The organism is Brevibacillus laterosporus, assembly GCA_007833815.1.
GTDB classification, from domain to species: Bacteria; Bacillota; Bacilli; order Brevibacillales; family Brevibacillaceae; genus Brevibacillus_B; species Brevibacillus_B laterosporus_D.
Map to the genome: position 1 here is coordinate 4,215,411 of CP033464.1, position 13,622 is coordinate 4,229,032.

Genomic DNA, 13,622 nt, shown 5'->3' on the forward strand with positions numbered 1-13,622 from the left:
ATTGTTTAAAAACTCGGTAAACAAACAAGGAGAACGGTTGGGAGTGTATCATCTGATGACGTGGTTGCTCGCTTCTCTTTTCGCATAGGTACGCGTCGATATAAGTTAATAAACGACGGACGTATTGGCATTGTCACCAGCTGTTGACGCCATTCAAAACGTTCTTCAAACTGCATAGATTGACGTTTGCCTACGATGTGGGTAAATAGCAATTGACAACATGGAACTACAATCACAGATACCCAGAAGAGCAACCAAATGTATGGCAACGACAGGCCAATTAATTCATCCACCACGTGCATCTCACCTCCCCATCTGTACATAAATAACTAGTACAGCACCTATTGTAACACATTGCCCAACTGTTGTGGGAGATGGTGTGACTAGTTACTTTTGTCAATTAGGAAAGGTCACTTTAAAATGATCGAAGGCTCATGTGGCCTAAGTAAACCTTTAATAATTTGGAAATTCAATGTGACAGAAACAAAAAAAACGGTATTTATACTAAGTGTAGTTAAATACCGTTCTTTGGAACAACTTAGCTACATTACTGTACCTTACTAGTTCCTCTTATTTACTTTTCGATCCCTTTTCATTCTTTGAAGTCGCATCTTTCTTCCCAATTACCATTTGAGATACGTGCATAATGGTAGCTTCTTTTTGCAATTGAGGTAAATAACTGCGAATGGCCTTGGCTACTTTTGGACCACCGGGACCTACATGACCAATAGCAATGCAGGTTTCATTCTGTTTCACTTTCTCACTAATGAGTTTCAGTTGTTTAGCGATGTGTGAGGTTGTATGCACATCGTCTAAAAACATCATGTTCTCTATATAAGGAACCTGCAAATCGCGAGCTACTTGCCCCACTATGCTTTTATAAGAGGTCTTACTGTCGATATAAAAAAGCCCTCGCTCTTTACATACCTGTAAAACAATCCTCATTATACGTGGATTTTGTGTAACTTTAGATCCCATATGATTATTCATGCCGATTGCGTGCGGGACATTGTCAATGGCTTCATTCACCCGCTTACGAATTTCGTCGTCACTTAAGTTATTCATAAGTGCTCCTGGTCCTAGCCAGCTTTTAGGGCCCTGCATTGGTTCCATCGGCATGTGGACAATCACGTCATGCTTTTTTTGATGAGCCATTTCCGCATCTTTTTTGGTGCTAGGCAAAAATGGCATGACCGCAATCGTAAGTGGAATGGGTAAATCAAGGATCTCTTCTGTGCCTCTCATATTGTTGCCAAAATCATCTATGATGAGGGCGACCTTCCTCGTTTTATCCGGTACTGGGATAACTTGTTCAGAAGCAGTAACCGAGGAACAGACAAGACCTCCACATAGTAACAAGACTATCCCTAGCTTAGAAACAATCCTCATACATAGGACCTACCTTTACTTCTTTTTCGGTAGTATGTGCAACAACATCAACTTTTACCCTATTTCAAAACGCTAAGCCCATGACCGTATGGATACAGCACCCTACCAGAAGTGTCATAGATGGTAATAGGCAGCTTCCCCTTCGCCTTCAATTTACCAAACAGAATATCCGCTGTGGCTTGAAAACTTGCATTTGCATATCCATACTGTGCCACATACACAGGCAGTTTTGGAAAATGAGTCAGTTCATACGGATTACGCGTAGAGATCACCATTACTCGCTTCTTTTTTTGTTGAATCTCTTTTTTTACTAAGTGATTAACTGGATGTAGGACTCCTGCCAAACCATCTGGAGTTGCATCTGGGAAAAACAACAGGGTATCCGCACGATCTATTTCTTTTTGCTGCTCAGGTGTAACCTGATAAGAAATGTTAATCGACACTGTATCTGGATGATATTTCTGGATTGCCTTGGTCATTTCATTCGTATAACGCGAGCCAATCACAGCTATTTTCTGTTCAGGAGAGGGAGCAAGCGGTAGCACCCCATCATTTTTGACAACTGTAATGGACTGCTCGGCAATTGCTCGTTCCACCTGTTTGTGAGCAGGCGAAGTAATGGATTTCTCGGCAATTTGTTGCAAGGTAGGAACACTCAGCAACTGTTCCCGCAGAAAAATTCCTCTTCTTATCTTTACCGACAATATCCGTCTGACAGCTTCATCTAAACGCTCTTTCGTAATAGCACCCGACATGATCGCTTTCTGCATTCCTTGACTAACCTTTTCTACATCTGGGGGCATTAAAATAATATCCGCCCCAGCATTCAGAGCGCGAATACTGGCATCCACCGTCTCAAAATGTTGCGTGATACCTCCCATATCCATAGCATCCGTAATAACCAAGCCATCGTAACCTAACTCCTCGCGTAATAATCCTTGAATTAGTTTAGGTGACAAGGTTGCTGGCAAGTATACAGGTTTGTTTTTTTGAGAAGACATCACCGTCGTTGACTCTATCTGCGGAAAAGCGATATGCGCAACTAACACAGAATCCACGCCCTGCTTGATCGCTTGACGAAATGGAATGAACTCTACTTGCTCCAACTGTTTTTTACCATACGATATGACTGGCAAGCCCACATGCGAATCTACTGATGTATTACCATGTCCGGGAAAGTGCTTTCCACTAGCAACGACTCCTGTTTCCTGCATTCCTGCAATAAAAGAAGTACCCATATCGGCCACCAATTGTGGATTTTCACCATAAGAACGCACGCCAATAACTGGATTCTTGGAATTATTATTGACGTCTATCGTTGGTGCAAAATCCAAATTGATTCCAAGTGAGAGCAACTCTTCTGCCATTACTCGTCCTGCCTGACGTGCTAACTCAGTATTACGCGTTGCACCCAATGCCATATTACCTGGCATATTTGTCCCATGTTTCAGGCGTGAAACAATACCACCTTCCTGATCAGTGCCGATAAATAATCCATATTTATGTTGCGTTTTCTGAAGGGCATCCGTTATTTGAACAATTTGTTTTGTTTCATCTAAGCTATCTTTAAATAAAATGACACCACCTAGATGAAGTTTCTTTATCATATTCGCAATCTCGGGTGTCACCTCACGGAAAGGCTGACCTTTATACATACTAAAGCTCGGCATTAATGTCTGTCCTACTTTCTCAGCCACGCTCATGTTAGCGAGCATGCGCGAAATGACATCATAACGAGCATGTTTCTCCGCAATGATTTTCAGACTTTTCTCGTCCGTTCTTTCGAGAACTAAGCGATCATGGAAGGTACCATCTGACACTAAAATAACTGTTTGACCCAATTTATCTTGTAGAGTTAGGAGACCTTCCCTTGATATCGTTGCCACATGGGTATTACTGGAGCTCCAGCTTAGCATCGCTTCCGCTTTCTTTATATGTCCATCCACATAGGTATGCAACGCCTGCAATTGAATCTGTGAGGTTGTATATGTCTTAGGCGTTTCGGGAAGATTTTGAACGAAAAGAAGGTCCGCAGGGTGATTAGTAGAAGCGATTGTCGTTCGCATGCTATCAGCCCTGTCTTTTGATAAAAGAGGAATGAAAAAACAAGCAAAGAGAATCAAGCTAACTGATGTATATGCAAAAATCTGCTTTCGTTTCATCAATATTGGCCTCCGTCACATGTTGATTACTCCCCTTCTATTGCAGCCAAGGTAGCAATTTTTTGGCGCAAAGCGTTGAGGGAGGGTTTCTCTCTAGTCGGATGCACTCGGTTGGTTAATAACAGCACGATGGACTGTTGCTGTTGATTTATTACCAAAGAAGTGCCCGTAAATCCAGTATGTCCCACGCTTGTTGAGACAAAACCATGCCCCATGTACCAGCTTTGATCCCGTTCGAATCCAAGCCCCATTTGTTTTGAGCTAGCATCGGATAATTGATTAGAGAGCATCTCGCGTACGCTAACTTCCCGAAGGATTCGCTTACCCTTTCCCTTTCCATTGTGAAGAATCATATCGGCAAATCGTAATAAATCGTCTGCATTGCTAAATAATCCAGCATGCCCTGCCACACCTTCTAAGGCCCAAGCCTTCTCATCATGTACACTACCCCAGATGATATCTCGACTTGTCCATGGTTGTTGTTCTGTCGCCGCAATTTTCTTCTTATCCACTTGAGGACAAAATCCCGTATGCTTCATACCCAATGGTTTAAATAGATTATCTTGCATATATTGATCAAGACGTTTACCTGTTACTTTTTCAATCAAGTACCCAAGCACAATGTAATTGAGGTCACTGTATACCACTTTTTCACCTGGTTTATTTTTTAGTCCATGCTTAAGTACCGCTTTCATCCGTTGCTCACGTCCACCCGGTACACGATACAGGCGCATACTAGGGGCAAACCCTGATGTATGTGTCAGTAGTTGACGAATGGTAATATCCTGTTTTCCTTTACTGGAAAAATCGGGGATGTAGGTAGCCACTGGCATATCTACGTCTAAGATTTGTTTCTCCACCAGTTGCATAATCGAAACGGCCGTAAATAATTTCGTTAGAGAAGCAATGTCAAATAAATGTTTTTCCGTCATCTTTACCGGGTTCTCTACTTCTTTTCCTTCTTTATCTTCGTATAAATAGGCATGTCCGTATGCTCGCTCTATTTTTCTCTTTCCTCGCGTTACAACTGCCACTACAGCACCTGGCATAATCTTTTCTTGGATTGCCTGTTTGATCGCCTGATCCACTTCATCTCGAATGCTCTCACCGCTTTTCTCTTGCCCGCTTTCAAGATACAGGAGGTACTTTTGACGTTTTTTTAAAAAGGGTTGTACCCCTGCTCTCCACGTCTGAATCATTTGCTGTATATCTTGTGAACTTGGCGTTAGGGCATGACGGTCAATAGCCTCTTGCAAGGAGCGAGTACCCGATAAATAATGAATCCAGCCGTCCTCTCTCCAGCTAAACTGCTGGGGATAATGCTTCCTGATTATTTGCAATAAGGTTACCCCAGTTAAGGTGCTATCATAAGCTGCTCGATCCGTTACATAGATTTGCACACCATGTATGGTTTGTCCTTTATATTTGCCAAACATAGGCTCCATATGCGCTTCCCTAATCGCTACCCCTGGGAGATTTTCTTTTTCTAGGTCTGCTCGTAAACGATGTGCATCTATAAAAGGCGCACCGATCCATTCAAATGGATGTGTCGTTCCTCTTCCTTCTGATAGATTGGTTCCTTCTAGTAACCCGGTCGCCGCATATAACCAAACGGAATCTACTGTGGGTAAATTAGGAGAAGGAGCTACCCATAATAGTCCGGTTTGATCCCATGTCATCTCTCGTTTCCAGCCTTGCATTCGAATCACACGTAAATCGGCCTTTCCTCCAAGCTTGTTAGGCATGATTTCTTCATTATAAAAGAGAGCAAGCTCACCCATCGTCATTGCATGGCGCAAAGGAATTGGCATCATTCCTATAAAGGAGTTCCACTTCGGTTCCAATATAGGGCCCTCTATTCTTGCCCCGCCTAACGGATTGGGACGATCTAGTACCATGACTGGTTTATCTGCCAATTTAGCTGCCTCCAGCACACAAGCAAGTGTGGAGGCGTAGGTGTAATAACGCACCCCCACGTCTTGTAAATCAATTAATAGAATATCTGTGGAAGCAAACAGCATGGCAATTTGTTCTGGTTTTTTTTGATAAAGCTCAAAAATGGGGATACCACGTTTTTTTGAAAGTGTCGGTACAGATAAAATTGAAGTTGGAACACCATCCTGCTTACCACCCCATATCCCATGCTCTGGGCCATAGAGCGCCACTACATTCAAACCGCTTTGTTGTAACGCTTCCACATCACTAACCAAATCTTTTGTTACCCCTGTCTGATTAGTGATTAGTCCAATTTTTTTACCGGTCAACAGATCAGGATGTAGCAAGAGAACATCGATTCCAGCAAGAACATGATTCGCCTGCTTCTCCTTTGCTTCATATGCTAAAACAGTGGAACCCCAACTAAAAAGACTGGTCCCCAACAGCAAACAAGCTAGCAAGCATGTCCTTCTAGCTTGAAGAAGCCTGGTTCTTCTCTGAATGCTTCTCACGTCCATCACCTCGCCATGTAGTCTTCCCTCATGGCTGGAATAAATGACAAAAATGTTCCTTTTACCCTGAAACAACTGGATAAATACAAGCTTCATGATTGCTTTTGCTATCGGATCAGCCGTATATGGGAAAATATCCGATATGTATGGAGTGAAGAAGCTACTTATTATTGGTCTTTCGATTTATAGTGGGGGTTCACTCTTCGGTTTACTCACCCAAGCTTCCTTTCCTGCTGTCATTGTTGCTCGTGTCATTCAGGGAGCTGGGGCATCTGCTGTACCCGCTCTTATCATGGTGATTGTTGCAAGGTTTATCAAAGCGGAAAATCGAGGCAAAGCCTTTGGCATGGTAGGCTCAATGGTTGCTATGGGCGAAGGAATCGGACCTGCACATAAGGGCAAAGTGGATGTTCTCGGAGCATTGCTGCTTTCGATTGGGGTTGTCTTGTTTACCTTATCTACCACGGAAGATAAATGGTTCTATATGTTGATTAGCCTTGTCCTGTTTTTGATATTTTCCCTGTATACCGTCGCAGGCTTTATTTCCATGGTACCGTATATGATGAGGGATGTGCATCAATTGTCAACAGGAATGATTGGCGGAGGAATCCTGTTTCCCCGTACATTAAGTGTCATTTTTTTCGGAATTCTTGGTGGAAACCTGGTGGATAAAAGAGGAAATAAGTTTGTATTATATCTCGGAGTCTTTTTCATTACGCTTAGTTTTATTGTGATTTCTCTGTTTGTAGATAAAACACCATGGCTAACATCTATTATGTTGATACTGACTTTTGGTGGTCTCTCATTTGTTAAGACCGTGATTTCCTCTAGTGTTGCAGAAACACTCGTATCAGAAGAGGTCCGTGCTGGAATGGGAATGCTTAATCTGGCCTGCTTTTTATCAGAAGGGATAGGAGTGGCAATTGTTGGTGGGGCCATTTACACGTTGACTTACAGTCGAAAATAAAGCTGTTCCCTGTATGATTTATGAGCCGATAATCCTTACATAAGGAATATCGGCTCATTTGCAAAGAACAAAAAATTTCCGTTGTACTTATTTCACCATTTGTTTAGTCAAACTCTCTGCGAGCACCTCACCATGGAACCTGCCGTTTTCAATGAAAATTTCATTAGCGTGCAAAGCAGAGACAATTACCCCAGCAACAAATACACCCGGAACGTTGGTTTCCATAGTCGATGGATCAAACACCGGTGCTCCTGTTTCCTGATGAAACTCCACTCCCAATGCTTGCAACATGTGACGATCAGGTCGGTACCCAATTAAACTAAACACAAAATCGTTAGAAATTTGGGTAATCCCCTCTGGTTTTTCTACCGTCAGCATTCTATCCGTAATCTCTTTTATCTCAGAAGAATAGTATACCTTTATACGTCCTTTATCACACAAGCTTTCAAACAATGGACGAGTCCATGCTTTCACTCGAGAAGAAATCTGCTCACTACGACAGATCACCGTCACTTGAGCCCCTGCCCGTTCTAAATCCATAGCTGCATCTACAGCAGAGTTATTTCCGCCTACGATGGCTACTTCCATTCCCGCATAGGGATGGGCTTCTGTATAAAAGGAACATACCTTTGGCAAATCCTCTCCGTGAACGCCTAAACGGTTTGGATTGTCAAAATAACCTGTTGCTATCACGACACGCTTTGTTTCATAACGCTTGGCAGACCCAAAGCGATCTGTGCTAGACACAACAAAATGTTGGTCGACTTTTTCAACCTTTCCCACTTCTTCATAGGTCTGAATACGAATATCATGACGCTTAGCTACCATGCGATAGTAATGCAAAGCCTCCAAGCGCGTAGGTTTTTCATTCGGGGTGGTAAAGGGAACCTGCCCAATTTCTAACAGCTCCGGTGTACTATGAAAAATCATATAGGTGGGATATCGATAGATAGAATGTACTAAGCTTCCTTTATCCAATACGAGCGGATTGATTCCGCGTTTTTTTAATGCTACAGCCGCTGACAAACCACAGGGGCCAGCTCCAATAATAATGATTTCCTCCATAGATGAGCTCTCCTTCCAGTTATAACCTGCATCTCTTATTACATCACTTTTATTATAAGTCATGCGAACGACGGAATGTGTTTCACAAGTGTATTTCTGCATAGGAAAAATCCTGAAGCAACTCGTAAAACATAGGAGTTGCTTCAGGATTCGCTTCATCTTTTTTACATTTTCAGATGCTTTGGAACTTCTGTTTCCTTATTTTTGTGGTGCGAATTGCATATCTTTATAAACTTTCACATCAGAAGGCAACTTAAGTTCAAAGAATCCTTTCGCAAACTCAGGGTAAAAATCTAGTTTAGTTACTTCTGTGACTCCTTGCAAGCCAAATACCGTTGTGATTGACTTCATGGCAACTCCTGTTTCTTTATCCATCCACATTTCTACTTGAAGATCATCTTTTAAGGTAGGAATTGCCATGATACGATACGTTGCACGATTGTTAATCGTTTCTTCCCCTAAGAATTGTAGCTCGTGGTTGTTCTTTAATTCACGAAGATAATAAACATCGTTGTTTACCACTTTTTGATCAGGTGCCGCCGTGATTTCGCTTGCTGATTTAGCACCCTCTCGATAGTTTATAGAGGACTTACCATTAAATACGTTATAGGTTACAACGCCCGTATGATCTTTTTCCTCAATCCGATATCCTCTGTCTAAAGGATTGTACCATTCCTTCGCTGTAGAGGTTACTATCTTTCCTTCTTGATCACGTTTGACTGTCGTTTCTTTATAAAGAGGAACCATCTCCATTTTTTTCAATAACTCTTCATATACTTGATCCATCGTCATTTTGCTATTTTTCACCTCTGGCATAGAACCAGTAGCTACTCTCGTCTGCCCGATTACCTCTCCATTTGCATTGTGTACATTTGTTTTTATATATTTATCATATACACTTTCTTGTGCGTATGCCCCTGTTGCTACAAGTGTTGCTCCTGCTAAAACCACTGCGATCATTTTCTTTTTCATATGAGAAAACCTCCTACGTTATACAAATAACGATAATTGTTATTTTTGTTAATAGATAAACAAAACAATCCTTACTACTACTCTCTAAGCCCATCAGCCTACATGTAGCAAGTTCGTTTTTTTATTGTTTCATAACCTTTGACGGGGAGATTTACGAAATGTTACATGACAAAAAACTTTTTGGTAATTGTTCTATTCATACAGAAAAGAACCTACAGAAAACTCCATGCTTTCTGTAGGTAATGCTCCTGATCTGCATATTTTCGCAATCCATTTGGTGGTTGCTCACTTCCATAAGGGAGTTCCGCAGGTGTTACCAAATGAAGCGCAACATAGGGTATCGACAACAAATCGTAAATTAACACATCAGACTATTTTTCACATAAAGAGAGCCTGCTTTCACAAGATGTAATCAAAACAGGCTCTACGTTTCCGTATCGAATTTATTTTGTTAAAAACACATCCGTTAGTTCAAATCTAAAATAAATGGTCTCTCATCTACATTTCATTTTTCCTACTCCGCTGCATTCATTAATACAATTCTCCATCCATCAGGATCTTCTATGGTAGTGCCTTTTTCTTTCCAATAAGGATTCTCTGGTTCAACTTCGTAATAGCCCATTGAATGTAGTCTATTAGTAATGTTGTTAATTTCATTTTTATCAGGCATATAAAACACAAGTAGATTATCTTTCGTTGGAGCAGGGCAAGGGCTTCCGTTAACATGCTTCGTAAATTCTAAATGATATTCTACATCAGGTAACCCAAACATGATTCCATCGTATCCTTCATGATTTTCAAAACTACCTACACGTTTTAAGCTTAAACCTGTTTCATAAAACGCTATAACCTCTTCAAATTTATCTGTCGGCCTTGCTATTCTAAACTGAACCCAATTTTTCATGTAATTCCCTCCTCTAGAAATGTAAACTTATGATCCGACGAATTCTTACTCAATCCCCCTTAGTTTTTATACAAAAAAAGTCAGCTTGCAAGCTTACAGACATTGTAAATAAAAATATCGGTAAAGTCAAAATGTTTTTATACTTTATAAATATTTTTATTTATAAAATAATCCGAACAATGCGTATTCTGTCGTTAGACTCCACGTAAAATTCTACCAGTTAATCCATGTGAGACCGCAATCACTTTTGGTCGCTCTGCTACGCTCTCAAGCCAACTAGAGACACGTGTTACAACCTCTTATGAATCCCTGATCTAATCTTCCTCATAAGAAAAAACACCCACCAAGTGGCGAGTGTTCCCCCATATTAATCTCGCAGTCTTGACAATAATCTGGTAAAACCATATAAACGATCCGACTCCTCCGTAAACGGTGGTTGCCCTTTCCCATACACTTCAGAAGTAGAAGCAAATACCACTTTGACTCCGTATTTTTCTGCTGAATTCAGAACATTACGAGTCCCTTGAAGGTTGGTATCGATGAGTTCTACTGGACGTGTCATTGTTGTTCTCACACCTAAAATGGCAGCAAGATGAAATACACCATCTGCATTAGAAATTAATTGATCTACCACTTCAGCATTCGTAACGCTGTCTTCCACGATTTTACAACATGCAAACAGGGATGAATGATGGGAAAAGGAACCCGTATATAAATTGTCTAATAACGTAACCTGATGTCCACGTCTTATTAATTCGGGTATTCGGATTATCATGTAGAATACCCTAAATAAAAAGATAACAACTACCATACCTTAAATCGGATAATGGTGTGAAATTTCTTCTGACAGTCTTCCCACTTGAAGCCTTCATTTAAACCTGTCCAAAATGAAACATTATCTATTAGAAAATTGCAGTGAAAATTTAATATCCTTTTCCCCATTGACTCTTACGTTGCGTAATACTTTATAGTAGCAATTGAAGGAGGTGCAAAAAGAGATGGATATGAAAGTGAAAGAAGTAGCTGAATTGGTTGGTGTTAGTATCCGTACACTACATCATTATGATCAGATTGGATTATTGACTCCAAAAGAAACCACCGATTCTGGTTATCGGCTTTATTCGGAAGAAAATCTTGAAAAGTTACAACAAATTTTATTTTTCAAGGAGCTTGGTTTCTCCCTAAAAGAAATTAAAAAGATTATCAATAGTCCTTCGTTTAATCAACAGGAAGCGTTAATCTTACAACGGAAAATGTTGATCGAGAAACGGCATAGAGTAGATAAAATGATTGAAACCATTGATAAAACGATCAAATTTATGATGGGAGAAATTCAAATGACGAACGAAGAGCGGTTTGAGGGGATTAACTTTAGGCACAACCAATATGAACAAGAAGCTCGTCAGCGTTGGGGAAATCAACCTGTCGATGAGACATATGCAAAATTAGAGGGCATGACTAAAGATGAACAAAAAGGTTTATCTGAAAAGTGGGATATGATTTTCAATAAACTTGCACTCCTTCGTGGTCAATCTCCCAAATCTCAAGAAGTACAAGCGACAATCAAAGAATGGTATGACTTTTTAAACAAAAACTTTGGTAAATATTCTCTTGATGCCTTTTATGGATTAGGTCAACTATATATTGACGATGAACGCTTTACAAAAAACATTGATCAGTATAGTGAAGGATTGGCGAAATTCATGAGTGATGCGATGGAAGTCTTTACAGTAAATCAAAAATAACAAAGGTGGTAGCGATGAAAATTGTAATTGAAGATACGGTCGAACAATATGAAAAATTGTATTCCATGGAAGAAGAAAGAGAAGACTTCTTTCGATATTCAATGATGAAGCCTTTTGAAAAAATGTGGAACACCATTAATGTTCCTTTAAAAGCTAAGCAACCTGGTGGGTATGATGTAATAATGGCTACAAATATGCTTGGGTATCTTAGTGTAACGGATACCGAAATTGGAAAGAGGGCATTAGAGAATTTAAAAGAAATTCAAGCTCTTCAAACTGCACATAATACTTTGAGTCATTGTGTTGATTTTATTGAAGAAAAAAATATGAAGATAAATGCTGATGAATTGAGATTTGGAATGTATATAGCTGATCCGAAAAACCTCGAATTACAAAAAGGTTATTGTGGATTTGGAGGAATTCCAGGATTTATTCAAGTATCAATATACCCTAATTCCTATAATATTCCAAGACTTCCTGCTGTAATTGCACATGAATTTCATCATAATATCCGTTTTTCATATTTTGATTGGGATCATGGGAACGTAACCGTTGGTGATTACTTAATTATAGAGGGGTTAGCAGAGTCTTTTGCAAAAGAAATTTATGGAGAAGATCTTTTAGGGCCTTGGGTTACTTCTTTTGATAAAGAGGACTTGGAATACTCAACAGAGGTAATAAAGGATTCATTAGATATTAAAGGATTTGCTGATGTCAGTAGTTACATGTTTGGTGACACCATAGCAAAGGAACAGGGTTATCAACCTGTTGGCTTATCGCCATTTGCGGGTTATGCGGTAGGATACCAAGCAGTACAATCCTTTATGAAATCCAATAATGTGGGGATAAGAGAAGCTACCTTACTTGGCACAGATGAAATACTAAGCAATTGTGGACTATTTTCTAAATAACCTGCTTGTACCTATGAAGCATTACTATCAGAGCTTAGTAATGCTTCTCTTATTAACTGCAATTCATATATGTTTTTATTAGTAAAATGATTAATACAACAAAGGAAAATGAAATAATGACAACTAATATGCTCAATCTGCCAAGTTTTAAAATTCTTGATATGAAGGAGAGTGAATATGATTATAGATTCTTAGTAGAGACTATTTTACCACCTCCTTTTTATTGCCCAAAATGTGGTACGGTTGCTAATCTATATAAGCATGGTAAAAAGGAACAGTTATTTTTTGATTTGCCGATGCACGCTAAACGAGTGGGCATCTTCGTTAAAAGACAACGGTACAAATGTAAGGAATGTGAAGCTACATTCTCCCTTCTTACCAGACGCAAAGACCTTACTGACTTTGATGATCAAATAAAGTTGCAAGTATGGACACAAAACTTCCCTTTACTCTGTCAGGCTTATGAGCTAAAAGAACAATTTTTTGATATTTATGAAGCAAATAATAAAAACAATGAACCATGTCGGGCGTGGATACTCTTTTGAAGCTCTTAGAGCAAAGATTCTATTCACTCAAGGTTATCGGAAAATTAAGAGGAAAAAGAAATTCAAGGAAGTCGAAGTCACCTTTGGAAAGATGTTTGATCAATTTCCAAGTTTTTCGCAAACTGCTTATGAATGGGTTTATGAAGAAATATATGATGCTGATTTTTCCACATTAACTAAAGCTATGGAAGAGGGCTCTTTTTAACCCTTCTTCCACACTATTTTCCGATTACCCATTAATTCTTCTGATAAGTGGGAGCCGATAAATCCTGCTCCGCCAGTAACTACATATCGTTTTCCTGTTGTTTTCATCGCATCACCTTCTCCTCTCCAAGCGGTATAATACCTCGAGTGTCCAGTACTAAACGGGCATGAATCACCAAGTTGTTCCAGTCAATCGAACTATGATCAGTAAGAATTAGCGTAAGATCTGCGCTGGCTAATTCCTGCTGAGTTAATTAAACTGAGCAGTATTCCTGATTGTGATGGCAAAGAAATATTTATAAAAGCTTGCC

12 protein-coding genes and 2 pseudogenes are annotated in these 13,622 nt (G+C 39.9%); 4 read left to right on the forward strand and 10 right to left on the reverse strand.

The window, feature by feature from the left end:
• Nucleotides 1–5 precede the first annotated feature (5 nt).
• The 4 genes and pseudogenes from EEL30_20430 to EEL30_20445 all read right to left on the reverse strand — a co-directional run bounded on the left by EEL30_20430 (nucleotide 6) and on the right by EEL30_20445 (nucleotide 6,004).
• Nucleotides 6–296: a hypothetical protein gene (locus EEL30_20430; protein ID QDX94442.1), complete on the reverse strand. Its 291-nt coding sequence runs from the start codon at nucleotides 294–296 to the stop codon at nucleotides 6–8.
• Nucleotides 297–570: 274 nt separating this feature from the next.
• Nucleotides 571–1,437: pseudogene (locus tag EEL30_20435) on the reverse strand (divergent polysaccharide deacetylase family protein).
• Nucleotides 1,438–1,448: 11 nt separating this feature from the next.
• Nucleotides 1,449–3,551 (reverse strand): glycoside hydrolase family 3 protein, encoded by a 2,103-nt coding sequence (locus EEL30_20440; protein QDX94443.1) that lies wholly within the window; start codon nucleotides 3,549–3,551, stop codon nucleotides 1,449–1,451.
• Nucleotides 3,552–3,577: 26 nt separating this feature from the next.
• Nucleotides 3,578–6,004 (reverse strand): DUF1343 domain-containing protein, encoded by a 2,427-nt coding sequence (locus EEL30_20445; protein QDX95837.1) that lies wholly within the window; start codon nucleotides 6,002–6,004, stop codon nucleotides 3,578–3,580.
• Between the two features lie 88 nt (nucleotides 6,005–6,092).
• Between EEL30_20445 and EEL30_20450 the strand changes: the two genes are divergently transcribed.
• Nucleotides 6,093–6,965: an MFS transporter gene (locus EEL30_20450; protein ID QDX94444.1), complete on the forward strand. Its 873-nt coding sequence runs from the start codon at nucleotides 6,093–6,095 to the stop codon at nucleotides 6,963–6,965.
• A gap of 87 nt (nucleotides 6,966–7,052) precedes the next feature.
• Here the strand turns inward: EEL30_20450 and ypdA are convergent, their stop codons facing one another.
• The 5 genes and pseudogenes from ypdA to EEL30_20475 form a co-directional block, all read right to left on the reverse strand.
• Nucleotides 7,053–8,030 carry a YpdA family putative bacillithiol disulfide reductase gene (ypdA, locus tag EEL30_20455; GenBank protein QDX94445.1) on the reverse strand — a complete coding sequence of 326 codons (978 nt, stop codon included), beginning with the start codon at nucleotides 8,028–8,030 and terminating at the stop codon, nucleotides 7,053–7,055.
• 198 nt (nucleotides 8,031–8,228) lie between these two features.
• A complete protein-coding gene (locus EEL30_20460) occupies nucleotides 8,229–9,002 on the reverse strand; it encodes a hypothetical protein (protein QDX94446.1) in 774 nt (257 codons plus the stop codon).
• 514 nt (nucleotides 9,003–9,516) lie between these two features.
• Nucleotides 9,517–9,906: a VOC family protein gene (locus EEL30_20465; protein ID QDX94447.1), complete on the reverse strand. Its 390-nt coding sequence runs from the start codon at nucleotides 9,904–9,906 to the stop codon at nucleotides 9,517–9,519.
• Between the two features lie 197 nt (nucleotides 9,907–10,103).
• Nucleotides 10,104–10,202 (reverse strand): annotated as a pseudogene (locus tag EEL30_20470) (histidine phosphatase family protein).
• Nucleotides 10,203–10,273: 71 nt separating this feature from the next.
• On the reverse strand, nucleotides 10,274–10,717 hold the full coding sequence (locus tag EEL30_20475) for an NAD-dependent epimerase/dehydratase family protein (GenBank protein ID QDX94448.1): 444 nt from the start codon (nucleotides 10,715–10,717) through the stop codon (nucleotides 10,274–10,276).
• Between the two features lie 187 nt (nucleotides 10,718–10,904).
• Between EEL30_20475 and EEL30_20480 the strand changes: the two genes are divergently transcribed.
• From EEL30_20480 to EEL30_20490, 3 genes are all read left to right on the forward strand, one after another.
• Nucleotides 10,905–11,651, forward strand: a complete 747-nt coding sequence (locus EEL30_20480; GenBank protein ID QDX94449.1) for a MerR family transcriptional regulator — start codon at nucleotides 10,905–10,907, stop codon at nucleotides 11,649–11,651.
• Nucleotides 11,652–11,665: 14 nt separating this feature from the next.
• Nucleotides 11,666–12,562: a hypothetical protein gene (locus EEL30_20485; protein ID QDX94450.1), complete on the forward strand. Its 897-nt coding sequence runs from the start codon at nucleotides 11,666–11,668 to the stop codon at nucleotides 12,560–12,562.
• An 86-nt stretch (nucleotides 12,563–12,648) separates the two neighbouring features.
• A complete protein-coding gene (locus EEL30_20490) occupies nucleotides 12,649–13,107 on the forward strand; it encodes a hypothetical protein (GenBank protein QDX94451.1) in 459 nt (152 codons plus the stop codon).
• Between the two features lie 201 nt (nucleotides 13,108–13,308).
• Here EEL30_20490 and EEL30_20495 read toward each other — a convergent pair whose 3' ends face one another.
• Nucleotides 13,309–13,419 carry an NAD-dependent epimerase/dehydratase family protein gene (locus tag EEL30_20495; GenBank protein QDX94452.1) on the reverse strand — a complete coding sequence of 37 codons (111 nt, stop codon included), beginning with the start codon at nucleotides 13,417–13,419 and terminating at the stop codon, nucleotides 13,309–13,311.
• Between the last annotated feature and the right edge of the window lie 203 nt (nucleotides 13,420–13,622).